This window comes from Bradyrhizobium sp. McL0616 (genome assembly GCF_049993385.1).
In the GTDB taxonomy this organism is placed as follows: Bacteria; Pseudomonadota; Alphaproteobacteria; order Rhizobiales; family Xanthobacteraceae; genus Bradyrhizobium.
Window position 1 is genome coordinate 297045 of sequence record NZ_CP188255.1, and the last position, 17068, is coordinate 314112.

Here is a 17068-nt window from a genome sequence, read left to right on the forward strand (position 1 = left end):
TAAGCTCGTCAGCCGTGTTCGTCTCCAGGGATCGCCATCATCTGGAATCCGTGATCACCATCGTCTGGAACGCCTGATCACCATCCCTGGAATGCGCACCTAATTTGCAGGCCATCGGGAGAGCGCTCTTGATGCGCTGTTATTTAGCATCTGGGCGTCGATGCTTCACTTCACCCTGCGGGTTAAGCAGGGTGCAGAGAAATCAACTGACTTTTTCGGCTTTTGGAAGATTGTTGTGTTAAGACTATGCTAGCCGGAGACAGGCTACAGGCATTGGGACCTACGTCTCATCGCCTTCCTCGCTATGCGTTAGTTGCTCCGAGGCTAAGAAAATACTTGCGAGCTTCGGGGGGGACGGCCGTGAAATGCAGCACAAACGAACCGTTTTCTGAGGATCGCCCGATAACCTTTCCGTAGATCCCTGTACCAATCAACGGGATGTCTGAAGGTCTAAACAGCAGCTTCAAGTCCGTAAATTTGGGCGGTAACGTTCGACATTGAATTTCAACCCCCGACGTCGAAAGACGAACAAGCAAGCCGTCGTGCTCCTCTCCCACGACTTCTTTGTCAATCAGCCAGCGGAATTTTATCGGCAGCGGGGGCTTCAAGTAAGACCATTGAACGTCACGTTGCGGCAGCGTAAGCCCATAACTACCCGCCAATCCTCCAACCTCATAGATTGTGATCGGACGCGCGACGCCTTTCGGTTCGATAGTCATTGTGCTGAGGATCGTCAGCGGCTGCTTCACGGCTTCGCGAGTGGCACCGGCGATCAAAATCTGGCCGCCCACAGTGTGTCCCTCAATCCGGCTCGCGAGATTTGCGTTACTTCCTTGAACTGAATACTTAGCTCTTTTGCGTGAGCCAATATTGCCTACGACGACCTCCCCTGTGTTGATGCCAATGCCCATTTCAATCTCTGGAAAACCTTGCTGCACATTCCATGCATTGACTTGAGCCATCGCTATCTGCATTTCAAGCGCGCAGGCGACCGCACGCTCAGCGTCGTCAGGCCGCTGTAACGGTGCTCCGAAGATCGCCTGAATCGCATCACCAACGAAGGAGTCGATCGTGCCATTGTACTTCTGGATTACCGTGATCATCTCGCTGAGATAATTGTTAAGTAAACTAACAATGGTTTCTGGTGGCAATGTCTCGGAGAAGGCTGTGAAGCCTCGCAGGTCCGACATCAAGATTGTGACGGTCCTCTTGCGACCTGCGAAATCTAATGCCTCAGGCGACTTAAGTAGGCTCTCCGCAATCTCGTTCGACATATAACGGCCGAAAGTTTGTTCTATGAATTGCGAGCGAAGCTCCAGCTGAGCGGTGCGCTCCCGTACTTTCTCTTCGAGATGCTCGACCAGCTCCGCGTTCTTGATCGAGACAGCGATCTGCCCTGACAAGAGTGCCAGGAGTTGCTTGCGTTCCTTGGTAAATGCTCCGGCAACTAGGTCGTTCTCTAGGTATACCAACCCAATCAGCTGGCCCTGATTGACAATAGGCTGGCAGAGCACGGAGCGTGTTTGTCGGTTTTGAATATAGGCCTCCGTCATGAAGCGCTCATCTTGTTGAGCGTCGTCGAGAACGATTGGCTCTTTTGTTCGGGCGGCAAAATGTATGATGCCGGCTGGGACCAGAGAGGACCCGTCTGATGAGTCAATCGGGATCGACATTAGTGCTGCGATTTTGTCTGAGATGATGCTGCCTTCGGCCTCCACGTACAGATCACCCTCCCGCGAGAGTAATAGCAGTCCGCGCTGGGCACCGACGTTCTCGATGAGAATGCCGAGTAGTCGTTCTAGCAGGCGCCCAAGCACGACCTCCCCGGAGATCATCTGACAAGCCTTGATCAGGGTATTGAGGTCGAGGGTCGCTGGGTCCGATCGAAATGTCGATGGCTGAACGGTGTCGAGGCCACGGGCGTCTTGATGTTCGGAACGCAGCAAAGGGAATTCTATCTCGAGCTCGTCTACCTTCCGCTTTGCGCCCCACAGCAGGTAAGCGTAGCGGGCATCGCGCAGGTACATCGCGCCAACTCTGGAATTGGGACGACGTTCCATCACGTATCTGGCCGCTAATTCGTTGGCCAGCGCTTCATCCTGCACGAACTCTCCTTTGTGCGCCGCCTCGACAGCCTGATCATAGAGTTCGATAGCAGTTTCGTCCCCCGTGATACGTGCGATTTCGGCTTCCACCATCAACCGTTTGGCAAGGAAGTTGTCCGGGCAGTTTTCCGACCAAACCTTGAGCTGGGCGAGGTTCGCTTGGAGCTGCGACATCGCAGCCCGCTCTTGATTGCTCCCTGTCCCTTCCCAGAGCGCCGCCAAAGATAGGGACTGGAATAGCAACCGATCGGCAAGGTTGGGGTGATTGACGATATAGCTGAGCATGCCGTCAATTTCATGAGTCGCATTAAGTGCTTCCCTTGGTCGTCCAAGCAGATAAAGCGCCTGAGCCTTAAGGATTTTATAGAAGCAGATCGCCATCGCGAGGTGACGTTCTTCGCACGACCGCAGAAATGCTGTCTCATCCACTTTAGCGCCGGCGAAATTAGAGATCGATCCCGTACGACCGGCCAATGTGGACAGCACAATCTGGTGCGCAAGAATGCCCGCTTCTGCGCCTGTGTTCTGCGTCCGCGACGTGAAGTCCAGTTGATCGGGAATGCCGTCGAGAACTTCGTCCAAGGGCCTTCCACTGAACGTGTCCAACAAAACACGGTACATTACCAAATAGCCCGCCCACAATATGTCTCCTGAGTCGAGACCCTCCTGATAGCCACGGTTGATGATCGGAAGCGCATGCCGTACGTGTTGCACCCAAGGCAGTAGCGCGTGCCCTAGTACCAAGCAAACAGTCGCAGTCGCTGCGCCGCGCTGAAATCGATCACAGAGGCGCAGCCCCAGTTTTCCGAACTCAAGGCCCTCCTTGTAGCGCCCCATGAAGGCGCCAAGAATCCGTCCATAGTTCGCGAACGTTAAGGCAGATTCCGGCGCATTTCCGTATTGGAGTGAGATGCCAACAGACGTTCCGACGATCAGCGGCCACAACTCCTGATTAGAAAGGAACGCCGCGATCGCAAGATGCCGCAAGCAGCGTTGCGCCAGAGCCATCGCCGGATTGTCAAGGTCGGGATTATCGATGAGCGATGCCGGATCGCGCCCCTCAAGCTTTTCCGCCAGCCTAAGCATTACTTGCTGACTGGCATGCTGAATGTTTTCCGAAGCCAGATCGACGCCCAAGAGCGCAAGTGAATTGCGGCCGGCAGCGATGGCGTCTTGGAACTGCGCAAGCAGCGTGTGTTGCGCGATACGTGTGAAGTAAACCTCTGCCTTCTCGAGATCGGTTCGAGCATGTTTCAAGGTAATGGCGACGATCTCGCTGCAACGGTCGAAGTTGCTGTTTAGATATTCCAGCGTGGCGCGCCGGCGAAATAACTCGATTGTTAGGTCGTAGTTGGTTTCCCAAGCATCCTCGCCTAGCAGTCCCTGAGCTATCTCGATATACGATAGAGCGGCAGCATATGCTGTCGCGTCCGAAGCCCTGCGCGCGGCCGCAAGATTAAGGTCGGCCAAAGCTGTCCTCTCGACTTCGTCTCCAATAAGCCCACTGCCGAGGTTGAGATGGTCGACTACCTCGAAGAGTCGCTCCTTCAAAGACTCCTGTGAAAGGGTGACACGCAGGCGCCGTCCGATTGTGAGATGAAGTTCCTTTCTTCTGTCTTGCTCGATTAGACCGTACGCAGCTTGCTGAATTCTGTCGTGCTGGAAGCTAAACTCCCTGACCAGGAGCGGCGACATCACGTCTTCTGTATCGGTCAGGGCGAGCGCGGAAAGAGGCCTGATTAGTTCCTCCTCAACTGCCGGACAGAGGTTTTCGAAAACAGCCTCAGGCGTTGACTTCCGGATCAGAGCGAGCGTGTCAATGTCGAACCGAGTGCCGATACACGCGGCGAGTTGAAGCGCTTCCTGAGTAGTGGGGGCGAGCCGCCTTAATTTGCCGAGCATTAGATCCAAAACGTTGTCAGTAATATTTGCTGATCTGATCGCCTGGAGGTCCCACGTCCATCGGAAGGGCTCTCCGGGCTTTCCCCACGTTGGCTTGATCAGACTTTCATGATGCAGGGCAAGTAGGAATTGTTTGACGAACAGAGGGGTTCCTTGCGTCTTTTGGACAACCAGCCGAGCCAACGCGGTGACCTCGGCCGCGTTGGATTGCAGGGTGTCTCGAACGAGCTTCGCAACATCGGCGAGCCCCAGCGGCGCAAGCGCAAGGCTCGTTAGCTGGCCACCCCCTTCCCGAATATCACGCAAAGTCAGGCTAAGGGGATGCACGGCAGTCACCTCGTTGTCGCGATAAGCGCCAATTAGGAAGAGCCGATGGATCTCGTCGTCGGCCAAAACGACTCGGAGCAGGTTCAGTGTTGCCAAGTCGGCCCACTGGAGATCATCCAAGAAAAGCACCACCACACTATCATTCGAACAAAGTGCGCGTAGCAGCTGGCCGATCGAGCGGTTAAATCGGTTTTTGGCTTCGGCCGGACCAAGCTCTGGCACCGCCGGCTGAGGCCCTATGATTAATTCGAGGTCAGGAAGCACGTCTAAGATCACGCGTCCGTTCGGGGCGAGCGCGGCTTCGAAAGTTTGGCGCCATACGGAGAGCCGTTCCTTGCTCTCCGTCAAAAGCTGGTGGACGAGGTCGCGGAAAGCCCCCACGAGAGCTGAGTAGGGGATGTTGCGCTGAAGCTGATCAAATTTTCCAGCAATGAAGTAACCTCGGGCACGCGTGATCGGCTTGTGAATTTCGCGGACCAGCGCCGATTTGCCGACACCCGAGTGCCCAGTAACCAGCATCATTTCGGCTCGGCCAATGCGTGCCCGCTGGAAGGCCTCAAGAAGCTGTTCGGCTTCCCCCTCGCGACCATATAATCGTTCAGGAATTTGGAACCGATCGGAGTAGTCAGCCCGGCCCGGCTCGAACCGCTCGGCCGGGGTACTTTGGCGCATTGTCTCCAGGTCGACTAGGAGGCCGGCCGCGCTCTGGTAGCGGTCCTCGGCCTTCTTTGCCATCAGCTTGCTAACGATCTTCGACAGGGCGAGCGAAACGTCGGGATTGCGCCGGTATAGTGGGATCGGCTCCCGCGCGATCTGGCAGTGGACCAACTCCATCTCATCGTCCGCGTCAAACGGACGAGTCCTCGCGATCATCTCGTAAAAGGTCGCTCCCAGCGAATAGAAGTCGGTCCGGTAGTCCAAGGATCGGTTCATCCGGCCCGTCTGCTCCGGAGACATGTAAGCCAACGTTCCCTCGAGCACTTCCGGACATTTTATGCCGGGGCGTTCCGTGGAAAACCGCGTCGCGATTCCGAAATCGATGATCTTCGTCTCGCCGGTACCAGGGTTGATAATCAGGTTTGAGGGGGTGATATCCTTGTGAATGATGTGTTCGCGATGCAAATACCCGAGAGCGATCGTGATCTGAATGGCCGTCTCCAAGAACTCGTCAAGCGACAGTGCCCTGTCTCGGAGGAGATCGCTGACCGACATGCCGCCGAAATCTTCGAAGGCGATGATGAGAGTCTTCTCGTGACGGAGCAGCTCGTAGCTACGAATGAGCCCAGGATGTGAAACACCCTGGGTGATCTTGAACTCTTGGCGATAGTGGGCGAGCTCCCCCAGAGTCGGATATTCGTTCTTGAGCATTTTGATGACGATCGGGAGGCCATCGATATCCCTTATCGCCCGCAGTACGAGCGAGTTTTTGCTCTCGTAAAGCCGCTCTCTCAATTGGAAACCCGGAATCGAGGACATGTGCGCCTCCCGCGCTACCTCTCGGTTTCAATTTCGATGAAAGTGATCAGAAGCATAATAGCCGATCCCATGGCCGACTTGAGAGAAGTTGAGTTCGGAGAAATTGCCGAATGGACGGAAGAGGCGCAACAGTGGGTAAGCCTCGCGGTCCCATTGCGCTTGGTCCTCGTATTCCGAGAGTGCGAGGCCTGGCAATTCCCGGCCGGCCTCTACAAAAGCCTCCATGTCGACAAGGTGGGGCTGGACCATCGCACATTTGCGTGCGCGCTCCATTCCTTGCATCGCATATTCCCAAAAGGGAGTATCCCAGGCAGAGCCGCACGCATAATGCCAAGCGAGGAAGAGCGAGTTGCGTACGACATACGTGAGCATCTTCCTGTTGAATTTTTCGACTTGGACAGGATCTACCCCACCGTTCGAACCGTGATCTGAGATCAAGCGCGCTGCTTCGCGAATTTCAAGGACGCCGGTGCAGATCGCAGTGGCCTCGAGAGGCTCGAGGAAAGCCGCTGCGTTGCCGAGCCAGAAGATACGGCCGTCAAACACTCTGTGCCGTACGAAGTTTGGGAAGTTGAGTGCACCGCGGGGGATCCAGCTAAAGATGCCTTCCTGGTGCAGAAAAGCTGTGAAGTCGTGGTCCACCTCAGTATCGGGACTGATGTTAGCATTGAAGATGTATCCGCAGGAGGTCGAGCCCTGAAGCGGGATCTGAAAGATCCACCCGTGAGGCCGAGCAACGGCTCGGGTCACTCCGGACAAATCTTTTTCCGGCAGCCTTCGTAGCATCGCTCGGCCAGTGGGAATCCAGTCCAACTGCAGGAGCTCTGCCATATCGCCGTGCCCGCGCTTAAAGTTCGGGGGAAATCCTCGGGCATCGAATACATAGTCACAAAAATGGGTATCGCCGTTCTCAAGCCGCACTCGAGCCCCGTCGGCCGACTTAATCACTTCTTCGACTCTTGCGTCGACTCGCTCCGCCCGAACATACTCGCCGAGCACCCGGACCAGTTCAGTGGCGTCAAGGTGGTAGCCAAGTAGTCGTGTGGGCTGGAAACGATTGAGGAAATCGGACCCGACGCTCCCCCATTTCTCAAATCGAAGACCTTTCTTCGAAGTCGCGCGGCAGCGCTCAGCTAAATCCGAAAGACCAAGTCCTGTGACTTCCTCGAACCATGTTCGGAATCGAGGTGTCGTACCCTCGCCGACACCGATCGTGGGAATACGAGAATCGAACACATGCAGCAATGCCGCTTGCGGCAAACTCCGGGTGAGGTGGCTAGCGGCAATGAACCCGGCCGTGCCACCCCCAAGCACTGCAATTTTCATGTAAATTCAAGCTCCATCAGAGTTTCCGTCCGTCGAAGCATGTTGCACTGGGAGAGGCTCACGTGCGAGGCCGCGGAATATACTTAGATCACGGGAGAGCGGCCGCCCGTCGGTATCGCGGCCAGTAGCGATCTGCCAAGGCACGATATTCAAAGACGCCAGTTCTCTCTGGAATCCGAACGTGGACACTTCCTCGTTACCTGATTCATCCAAATGAATCCCGAGAAGCACTGCACCGCGCGCGGTCGAAGTCATGCCCAGCCCAAAGTATGGATCGAGCACGCAAACTGAGTCACCTAAAGCGAGTAGCCCCTCTGGCCAGGTTCTCAGGCGATCATAATGCATCATGCGATTCGAGACGGGAACATGGTTATAGATTGGAGACGCTGGAGTGGCGCGGGAGAGCACCTTTCCTAACTGGCCATCACAGAGGCCAGCGTACTCAAGGAAAGCCCCATCGTCAGCTGGCAGCGATGCGCTTCCGCGGCCAAGGAGCGCGACGCCCCAATAATCATTTTCCACGCGCAACATCACTGCGGCGTGGTTCGGCACGTCTCGCGTGGGCGCGACCGAAAGGCAGAACCAGTCAGGCGCATATCGTGCCTCGAGGTGAAACCACCGTGACACGAATGCCATCCTGGATTTGACTACTGTCTTCGCTAGATTGGATTCTTGATCTTTCGTCAGGCGGGCAATCCACCTGGAAAGCTTTGAACGTGCGCCGCTCGCATCTACGACGATGTCGGCAAATAACTGTTTCTGGCCGCCGCAATTCCAGTCGGCCACTTGAACACCGGCCACTCCCTCGCCCGAATGGCCCCTCAGCAGACCCAGAACATTCTGACCTTCTCGTAGACGTACGTTCGGCTTGCAAACTAAAAGTTTGCGCAGCACTTGTTCGATAAGTGATCGCGAGCAGGCATATGTTATGGCGCCAGAAGGAGTTCGGGAGAGCCAGCCAGGCGAGAAGCGCAAGGCGGCATCCCCAGATGCGTCAAAGGGTATCGCGCCAAAGGCAACGACCTCCTCTCTCCAACTGGGCACCAATTTGTCAAATGCGGCCGCTCCCGGCGCGGTCAGGAGGTGCAGACAGTGGCTTTGGGGCGCCCCCCGACGCGTTGGAGGCACGGAGTTAAGACTAGATGGATAGTGATCGCGCTCTAGAATTGTAACAAGTTCAAACCGTTCGGCGAGCGCATGTCCGGCCAATAATCCGCCAATTCCTCCGCCGATCACCACACCATGTTCTTTCATGGCGAAACCACTGTGACACGAAAAGCCGGACTATGGCACTAGAGCGCGCCTAAAGCGGCATGGTATATCATAGGATATGCGAGTATAGGTCTGAGAGATCACCAACTCAACGTTGCGGTCCCGGTCCATTTGCGGTCCAATGATGCGCCGCTCATTCGCGGTCCCGCAGTACTGACAGTTGAACCAAGATTTGTCTTCAGTGGTGATGTGGAAAATATAAACATCGGGAGTGGTCTCGGCTCCAACGTTTACAAGACCCCCCAAGCCACCCGTTGCATACTTGCCCTCAACATTGAGATCGAATTCCTGACTGATGAATCTATGAGTAGCCGAGGGGAGACTAAGTGCTTGTTTTATTGAATCCTCTAGTGGGTCCTGTCGGAAATGCAGAAGTGTGTACGGCGCCTTCCAGTATATGGCGACGTTGTTCGCCCACGACTTACAAAACTCACCTTTGGGACTAAACGTGGTAGATATGCCGGTCCAGAAGCCCACAAAAATATCGTACGGAATTGCATAGTCAAATTCACTACGCCTCGTCATGGATCGCTACTCCTGTTTGGGGTACATTATCTTTCTGCCTCCGCTAGACATCTTGCGATCTGACACAACGCTTGAGAAAGACTTCCCACTGTTGCGTATCCTAGAATTGTATGACGAACGAATTCAACTCTTCCTCAGCGAGTGGCCGGGAGAGCCAACCTTCCCGCGCAGGAACGTCATATAACCGGCCCGCCCCGAAGCGAGCCCAGATATGCCGAAGTCCTGGCGCAACTACGCGTACCACGGGTAGACCGACGTCGGGCCTCGTTTGGTCAAGGACCAAAATTTCGATGCCTGCGGCCGCTAACAATTTCTTGCACGTGATGATGTCCTCATAAAGATCATCTGACGCGAGGTTCTTGAAGTCGCGGGGACGGAGTGGTCCTGTTTCTAAGCTCGGCATTAAGTAGGGCGAGTCCGCCGCCTTTACTGTTCGCCACCAATAGACAGAATCCTTACTTCCCCGATAGGAACGGTCGGTCACGGTGGGGACGGCCTCGAGTGACTGGTTCATCTCCGTCAACGCCCGTGTCAAAGCTATTCCAGGATCGAGATGCGCGCCGAACCCATAGATGATATCTTCTTCAGCGGTGTCGACACGTCTCGATATCGCAACGAAAGTCGGTATTCTCAAGTCATTCGTGACGTCGAGTACCCAAATGTCACGTCGTAGCTTGCGATAGTGATTCGTGATCAGCGGAACGTAGGGATCATCAACACTCTCGAGGTCAACCGCAGGCCGTCGTAGACGATTGTACCACCAAATGGCTACAGCGTCCCGCTCAACCAATTCTAGGATACCCTGAAGTACGGCCTCTTCGAAGACAGACCCGGCGGCGCATCCATTTGAATCGCCTCGGGCAAACACGGGATCCGTGCTGAGGTATCCATAGTAGCAAAGGGACGTTGGCAGATAACGCATGGCTTCGGCCGTCAACGACCAAAGCGAACTCCACTCGATCTCAACATCCTCCTGAAATGGTTGGGGCACCCAATGGGCTTTGTGTCCTCTCCGGTTGTTCGACTCCCGCTCCGCGTATTGCCGTTCGCTATAGCCCATACAAGCATTCGGATGTATGGCCGCTTTGCCAAGGCTCGCGAACGAGGCGCGGACCCTCGGTTCGGTCCCGTCGAAGACGCCGCAGTACCGCTCTAATGATTCGGCCAATGCGCTCATGCGCGCTTGCTCGACGCTCTTGCCTTTGCCGCCCGACCGCAGGCGCAGCCCTTCACGGAGGAAGAAGCGCTCATCATGCATGTCAGAGAAGTTGTGGTCGGTCGCGAACGTGGGCGTGACACAACTCTCATCCTTGCAAGCCTCGCCGGTCCGCTCTCCAGGCACGATTCTGCTCACGATGCCTGTGATCGGACTCAAGTGTCGCTCAAGATCTTTCATCGTCTTTCCAGGCTCGCAAGCGCGATGCCCACCGTCGGACCAGAGGACCTTGCTGCGCTCGCGCAGGCGTATTGGTCGAAAGTCATGGTCCGGATCGGGTGTGCCGCATGCAGGACATTGGGGACGCCGCGTAAGGGGATGAAAGACTCGTTCTAATGTGGCTACGCTCGTTGACACTACGCGGTCCAGAAGACTCGATTGCTTGGTAGCGATCCAGCGGACTATTTCGGTTGCTGCTTCAGCGAGTGCTGCATGCTGCGACGATGGAAGGAAGGCGGGAAGGGCACTCATTGGCGCATCTGCGCCCTTTCGCTGTACGATGTATCTCTCGAGTCTGCGATGTCCGCGGAGCCGCTGAGCAAGGCATTCCCAGCAGCCGGTCTGTCCCGGCACGAAGGCTGGCCCATTCCATGTCTGCATGCCCACGGGCTTCAGGAGTAGCCAGGGTTTTTTGTCGGCAAGTGATTTTATGTTCCGTTTCTCGAGGCCTGGCCGCAGATAGTCGTCGGTCACAACCACTGTGAGATCACCATCAGGCGCGACCGTCACACCATGGCGCTTCAGAAGGGTTGCCAGGAAGTCGATGTCGGTGTCGCCGAGAGCCTCTATTGAAACACGCGCGCGTTCCAGTCGAGCGTGCGACACCGAGGGGAGTACCCCGAAATGCTCCCAGAATGCCTTTGCAGGACGGGCCAGATCGGCGGCATCCTCGGCGAGATACCCTCCGGTTCGAAGTCGATCAAGCGCCCCGAATACCTGCTGTATTGGATAGATATCGGAGATCGCCGTAAAGATATCTTCAATTGTGTGGGTGCCGTCTAACAAGGGTGCAAGCGCAGCATAGACGGGGCTGGGCATCCAAGCGTGACCGCCCTCTGACAACAAAAACAGCCCATCACCCGAAACGACGATCGGCTCCACGCTGGCCTTCAGCCGAGGGCGCGAGGTCACGTCGTCCATGCAAATTCAACCGATTAGCAACATGATGGTGGACCATGATTGAAATCGAATTCGTCGTCGTGGATCCAATCAGACAAATCAACAATCTTGTCGATAGTCAGATTGTTTTCGCAAGCCCAGCTCTTAATGGCCGCTGTGGGATCCGTTTCCAATAGATACCTAAAGTCCGGATCTCTCCATGCTTTTGCATGGATTTTTTCCCAATCATCTTTGGTTAGGTTTGCCATCGATGGACCCCTATTGAAGGATTGCATCGTCGCCGTTAGGCGCCGTTTATCGGTATGCAAACTGCAAATAGTAAACCTTGCTTCTCATCCGGGTCGAGCCAAATGTCGGCACGTAAAGGGGAGTCAAGCGAGAACATTAGCCTCGCACCTGGCCGCAAGGGCTGATGTTCACGATCCAGTTTAGAAGTATCCAATATTAAGTTGCCAAATTACCTTACACGTCAAGCGTTATATTGCCGCGCGATGCGCTCGAAAACCTAGCCGCAAGCTGTGATTGAATCTATCTTAAATCGCCTTGCCAAGAGGAGAGTGATGAGGCTCATTTGTTGGACCGCGAGCTGATTACCGACGCATGCGCGTCGGCCGGCTCCAAATGGTAGGTAGATTAAACCGCACGTGACGGCAGGACGCGCTTCCATGAAGCGTTCGGGAAGAAACTGATGCGGTCGCTGAAAGTAGCGAGCGTCGTTGTGGAGCAATTGCGGGCTTACCCAGACAGCGGTATCGCGAGCAAACTCGAAGCCACCGAGTTCGAAAGCATTCTCGACCTCTCGGTAGAGAAGCGGAGCCGGTGGATGTAGTCGCATGCTCTCCTTCATTGCCGCGACGCAGTAGGATCGAGAGAGTTCAGCTGACAATCGGACATGAGTCGCGCAAAGGTGTTCTGCCTCGGCGGCAATTCTGGTCGCGATGTCATTAGCGGCGATGTCGTGCCAGAAATTTATCAAGCTGGTGGGGATCGTGAGATGCCCGGCGTAAAGCAACTGCATAGTTTCCCCCACGATTTCGTCACGGGTGAGACGTTCACCGTCGGGATATCGAGCGCGAACCAGATCCGAAAGGATATCCCCCCGCTGTTCACCACTAGCGATGCGGTCATCGATGATGCGAATCGTTGCGTCCATCCGGCGTGGCGCTCGAGGGCGTATCATGACCAAAGGAGCCGTTGGATCGCCGCCGGGTGTGCTCGCGTAATCCTCTCCGTACGCTTCCTCCAAAGGAAGCACACCAGAGCGCCCCTCCTCAGGTCCGTAGCCTTCTAACTCAGCGTCCAACACGACACGCGCAGCAAGTCGGGCCGTGAGGATGCGCAATCCTTTCACCAAGTCGGCCTTCGAACCGGGAGCCCATACTTTGAGCAGGTCCGCTGTGAACTGGGCCACCAGGGACAGCGAAAGCGAGACGGATCTCGCCCCGAAGGAGGGCCGAAGGACCCAACGGCGGGCCTCCCAGTCCGCCCCCTCGAGCGTGGTAAGTCCGTCTCCCCAATAGCCTCGATTGGAGTCCTTGACGAACTCCGGTTTCCGGAGGCACGTTTCGCGGTCAAAAAAAAGCTCGCGAACTTGGGGGGCTCCATTGACCAGGATACACGGCGAGCGTCCGAGATCGAATGCGACGACATCTCCGTATTGCTTGCCAAGAGCTGTCAAGAAACCGAACATGTCCCTCTTCCAAGCCTTGTAGTTGAGTCTACCTAAGTGCTCGCCCACAGGGCCCGGTGGTGGCGCGGCCATCAGTTACCCCTCCCTGCAAAATTAGCCATTGGCCCATGACCTCCAAGAAAATACTGTGGACCTACGCACTCGCGCCCGACGTAAAAGTCGACCCGCGCCGCGGGGGAGCATTCCTTCGCACCGCCAGGAGCCAAATCTGGATCGAGGCGGGGGACGATCTCAGGACAATCGAGCTGCTCGCCGGATGCGGTAGTAGCGAGACCCAGCTCGACGGCCAAGCTCGAATGGATGAATCTGAAGGTAGCACCACGACTGGCCGGGATGCACTGCTCTTCCGCTTGGATCGCCTCGGGCTGCTCGTAAGAAGTCTTAGCAGTCGGGGGAGACGGCTCGCGTCGTGTGTTCCGCTGCGCCCGCCGCCCGCCGTCACGTTGGAAGGCCTGCTCGAAGAGCCGCTCAGACTTTCGCCACATGCGTACGCACGCGCGGAGGGGAAAATCATAACCCTCGAGGCTCCTGGCTCCTGGGCTAGAATGACATTTCATGAACGCAGTCTCCTTCCACTCCTGTATGATTTAGCGGTTGGGCGACACGCGAGCCAAATGGCGGCTGCGACCACTGAAATTTGCAAGGAAGCAATTCTGGCGGTCCTTGCTCTTATGAGCCGGTGCTGGCTTCTCGAAACCACTGAACAGGAGGGGTGGTCGGGCCATGACCTACGTTTCCATACGCGCACACGCTGGGGGTATGCGCGAGCTGCGCTTGGTAAGATCAATCCTGAAGGAGAAATAGTTGCTCAATCCGCACGGGAGGCAAGTGCTCAGAGCATACACCGGCTCGCCCTAGAGCGCCCCGATCTGCCCAGGCTTCTCACCACGGACCCTCCGTACGCGTTGGTGTCCGAGCGTCGGCAATCCGTGAGGCGTCATGGGTCTGTGCCGCTCACATCGGCGCAGCTCTCGGAGTTCCTGTTTCGCACGCTTTGCGAGCGAAGCGGGCGTCGCCCCTACCCTAGTGGAGGTGCTTGCTATCCGTTGAAAGCCTACCTCGCGGTGCATCGCTGTCGCGGTGTTCGGCCAGGCTTCTACTCCTACGACTCGGCCGTTCATGAGCTTATCTTCGCAGCCGAGCCGGGACATAGACTAGATAAATTGCTTGCTGACGCTGCTAGCGCCGCAAATGTTGACCAACGACCGCAAGTCCTCCTCGTCCTGGCCGCCCGTTACAGTCACGTTCGACGGTCCTATGGGGACCTCAGCTACAGCCTAATCTTGAAAGAGGTTGGCGCTGTGTTTCAAACCGCAATGATGGCGGCTGCAGCGATGAGGCTGGCTACATGCCCATTGGGTTGTGGGGACTCCGTTCTTTTTTCCGAGTTAATAGGCGAGAACCCACACACTGAAACCTCTGTCGGCGAGCTGATGCTAGGTTCGCTCGACTAAAATCGCGGAAACGCGCTTGCCGATGCTGTGAATAGTATCGCCCACAATGCCTAACCTTTTCCATTGCTATCAGAAAATCAGAAAAGGCCGAGTGAGTCCAACTCAAGATCGCCACGCAAGCACCACGCTGGTCGCGAAGTAATGCACATTCAGGTTCGCGAAGAACCAGGAGTGTAGTTACCGCCGTTGCCGGGCCGACGTTGCAGCTACAGCGCGTCCGTCAAAAATTATGCCAAGAAGCACTTCTCGCCAAAAGGGCTTGGAATACCGTAACCGCCTCGTGTGATGCGGTGAAGACATGCGTAGCTGCATGGCTTCGACCTGTTGGCCCATAGCCCTCCCCCTGAGCTCCCCGGTTTTGATCCGAAACGGTAATTTTAGTTCAAGTTCAACGTCAGTTTGTGGTCCACCCTGACCTTGAGAGGGGTAGGGTCCTTCAGGTCTGCTTTGAGATCGAGAGCGGAGAAATTGGGTTCGACTGGACTTCTGCTGCGTATTATTCGGCGTAAGGTTCGATCCTCGATCGGCGCCGAGGGTGACCCCGTCGTAATTGTCTCAGCTGAGGTGTCACTTTGCTTGACGGAGGTGGCGGTGACTGTTGGCCGATCGCAGGTTGCGTCGTTGCTCGCAGGATCGGTAGGGACTAGAGACGTCGCGGAGTGACCGAAATCGGAGTGGTTCTCGTCCGGACGTTCGATGCTACACGATAGGATAGGATAGCTCGTTTTGGCGCTCCGCTGAACCTCGTCAAGAACATCGAAAAGGCTGTCGAAGCTGACGGTCGACCTCCAGAGCAGGCTCTGAATCCCGCCTGGCTCGTCTCATTCGCGGGACCCTGAAGGCATCGGCCCGCCACCGGCGACGCAAAAGTTTAAAAGCTAGGAAGAAGTTCAAGATCCCGATTGAATTTTTTGACCGGAGGATGGCGATGGTTAGCGAGCGGAATTCCCGACTAGCCTCTGTTGCTACGCAGCGACAAACTGATACGAGTGACGATCTCGTCCCAATCGTGCTCTTCCCTAGCCGGATAGTTGATCAGCACGCAATGGATCATCCGGGCCGAAAAATTGCACCGATCATAGAAGACCTTGTCGCTAGAAACTGCGAAAAATCTCGACGTTACGCGCTTGTACTGAATGCGCGAAGGTGGATGCTTCTTCGCTAGAAAGACAGCCGGCGAATCGTTGGAGATATTCGGCGCAGCCTGGATCGTGAAATCGGCTCGGCCGTCGGCCGTTCGGAAGCGCTCTCCGCGTCCGTCGGGTCGATCCGCCTCTTCGATGAAGATGGGAGGCAGGAAAGTCGACGGATGTGCCGGTCTCCGGGATGGTGTAGGTCGTCCATCTCACAGGCTGCGCCGGCGCGCCCGACGTCGAAGCTACGAAGAGCAGCAACACGACTGAGCCCGTCCGTTGGATCGCATTTCCCAAGCGGTTCATCCGCCATCTCCACACCTTTGGTAGGAGGAGAAGGCGGCAAGCCGTTGTACGTTCCAAGGCGATGTTCCGGCAATTCGAAAACAACGTCTAAACCTATCGCCTCCCGTCGGATTCGAGCGGAGATCGTCCTCTCGGCGAACCGCGGCTGCACCACCGCAACCGTGAACGGGAAAAAGCAGCGTAACGCTATCGCGGCGAAAGACGGGGCGACAGCTCGCAGCTAGTTGCCGGACCATCCGCCGTAACGCGATGAGTTCTCACCGCCAAACGCCATGACCGGCGCTTCCTGCTGTGGCACACGCTGCTGCTCTCGCCGAGCACGGGTTTCCGCCGCACGCTTTGCCTTGCGCTCGGCGTAACGGCGCTTGCGGTCTCGCGCTTCTGCTTCAACCTTTCGGGCGTCCGCCTTCTCGACCTGATCATCGACCTGTAACTTCACTGGCTTTGCAGGTTCTGAAGCAAGCTGTGTCACAGGCTCAGGAAGTGATGTCTGTTGTCTGGGAAGCTCCGCAGGCTTCGGGGCGGCTTCCGCCGAACTGGGCAGGACAACACGCACAGCGGCCGGTATCTCGCTGGTCGAATGGCGCTGGAACCCGTTTGGCTCATTCAGGGCCGACTTGGCCGCCAGTAACCCACCACCGAAGCCGACTGCCAAAATCACGAAGGTCGTACCAATGCCAGCAAAGAATGCGCCCGCGCTTGTTGCCATTCGAACAACTCCCATTTGGAGTGACGAACGCGTTGGGGATCAATCCCGTTCCGCGACGATCGGGAAGATGTAGAACGGAGCAGACCCTCAGCTCGGTCATATTCCCGGTTGACATAGATCAAGCACTGGCCCTGGGTTCAGGTGCCCTGCTCCGGGGCAGCAAACCGGGAGCCGTAGATGTGTGAACGCTCGGAACCGAAACAGGTCTGTCGTCGCAACGCACTCACATTCTTTGGATACGCAGCGGTGCTTGGCCTTGTGGCCTCGCCTGCAATTCTGGCGGTGTCAGAGGTTGAAGCTCAGACCAGTGCGGCGCCGGCCGCGCCCACGACGCCACCCGCAGACGTGCCGAAGTCGGGCACGGAGCGCCGTCAGGAACGGCGTAGCGGTCGAACAGAACGACGCCAGGAGCGCCGCACCGGACGCACGGAGCGGCGTCAAGAGCGGCGCACAGGACGCGACGAGCGACGGGACGCGCGCGACGGCACCCCGACTACCACCGAGCAGA

The 17068-nt window shown here is 56.5% G+C and carries 7 protein-coding genes and 1 pseudogene; 1 reads left to right on the forward strand and 7 read right to left on the reverse strand.

The genetic code is table 11. From position 1 onward, the window contains the following. Positions 1–302: 302 nt before the first annotated feature. From ACPPVR_RS01430 to ACPPVR_RS01450, 5 genes are all read right to left on the reverse strand, one after another. A complete protein-coding gene (locus ACPPVR_RS01430) occupies positions 303–5810 on the reverse strand; it encodes an AAA family ATPase (RefSeq protein ID WP_426612522.1) in 5508 nt (1835 codons plus the stop codon). A gap of 27 nt (positions 5811–5837) precedes the next feature. Further along, entirely contained in the window at positions 5838–7136 is a 1299-nt protein-coding gene (locus tag ACPPVR_RS01435; RefSeq protein WP_426612523.1) for a tryptophan 7-halogenase, read from the reverse strand. A gap of 6 nt (positions 7137–7142) precedes the next feature. After that, positions 7143–8390: an NAD(P)/FAD-dependent oxidoreductase gene (locus ACPPVR_RS01440; protein WP_426612524.1), complete on the reverse strand. Its 1248-nt coding sequence runs from the start codon at positions 8388–8390 to the stop codon at positions 7143–7145. Between the two features lie 643 nt (positions 8391–9033). After that, entirely contained in the window at positions 9034–11250 is a 2217-nt protein-coding gene (locus ACPPVR_RS01445) for a TOMM precursor leader peptide-binding protein (protein ID WP_426612525.1), read from the reverse strand. A 523-nt stretch (positions 11251–11773) separates the two neighbouring features. Beyond that, positions 11774–12958, reverse strand: a complete 1185-nt coding sequence (locus tag ACPPVR_RS01450) for a cytochrome P450 (RefSeq protein ID WP_426612526.1) — start codon at positions 12956–12958, stop codon at positions 11774–11776. 296 nt (positions 12959–13254) lie between these two features. Between ACPPVR_RS01450 and ACPPVR_RS01455 the strand changes: the two genes are divergently transcribed. After that, on the forward strand, positions 13255–14412 hold the full coding sequence (locus ACPPVR_RS01455; RefSeq protein ID WP_426616303.1) for a SagB family peptide dehydrogenase: 1158 nt from the start codon (positions 13255–13257) through the stop codon (positions 14410–14412). Between the two features lie 952 nt (positions 14413–15364). Here the strand turns inward: ACPPVR_RS01455 and ACPPVR_RS01460 are convergent. Further along, positions 15365–15851: pseudogene (locus ACPPVR_RS01460) on the reverse strand (hypothetical protein). A 220-nt stretch (positions 15852–16071) separates the two neighbouring features. Further along, positions 16072–16560 (reverse strand): hypothetical protein, encoded by a 489-nt coding sequence (locus ACPPVR_RS01465; protein WP_426612527.1) that lies wholly within the window; start codon positions 16558–16560, stop codon positions 16072–16074. Positions 16561–17068 lie beyond the last annotated feature (508 nt).

What these genes read in the sequence shown, in the direction of transcription:
- ACPPVR_RS01430 (WP_426612522.1), bottom strand. Translation starts at nt 5,810, where the DNA reads ATGTCCTCGATTCCGGGTTTCCAATTGAGAGAGCGGCTTTACGAGAGC.
- ACPPVR_RS01435 (WP_426612523.1), bottom strand. Translation starts at nt 7,136, where the DNA reads ATGAAAATTGCAGTGCTTGGGGGTGGCACGGCCGGGTTCATTGCCGCT.
- ACPPVR_RS01440 (WP_426612524.1), bottom strand. Translation starts at nt 8,390, where the DNA reads ATGAAAGAACATGGTGTGGTGATCGGCGGAGGAATTGGCGGATTATTG.
- ACPPVR_RS01450 (WP_426612526.1), bottom strand. Translation starts at nt 12,958, where the DNA reads ATGTTCGGTTTCTTGACAGCTCTTGGCAAGCAATACGGAGATGTCGTC.
- ACPPVR_RS01455 (WP_426616303.1), top strand. Translation starts at nt 13,255, where the DNA reads ATGGATGAATCTGAAGGTAGCACCACGACTGGCCGGGATGCACTGCTC.
- ACPPVR_RS01465 (WP_426612527.1), bottom strand. Translation starts at nt 16,560, where the DNA reads ATGGCAACAAGCGCGGGCGCATTCTTTGCTGGCATTGGTACGACCTTC.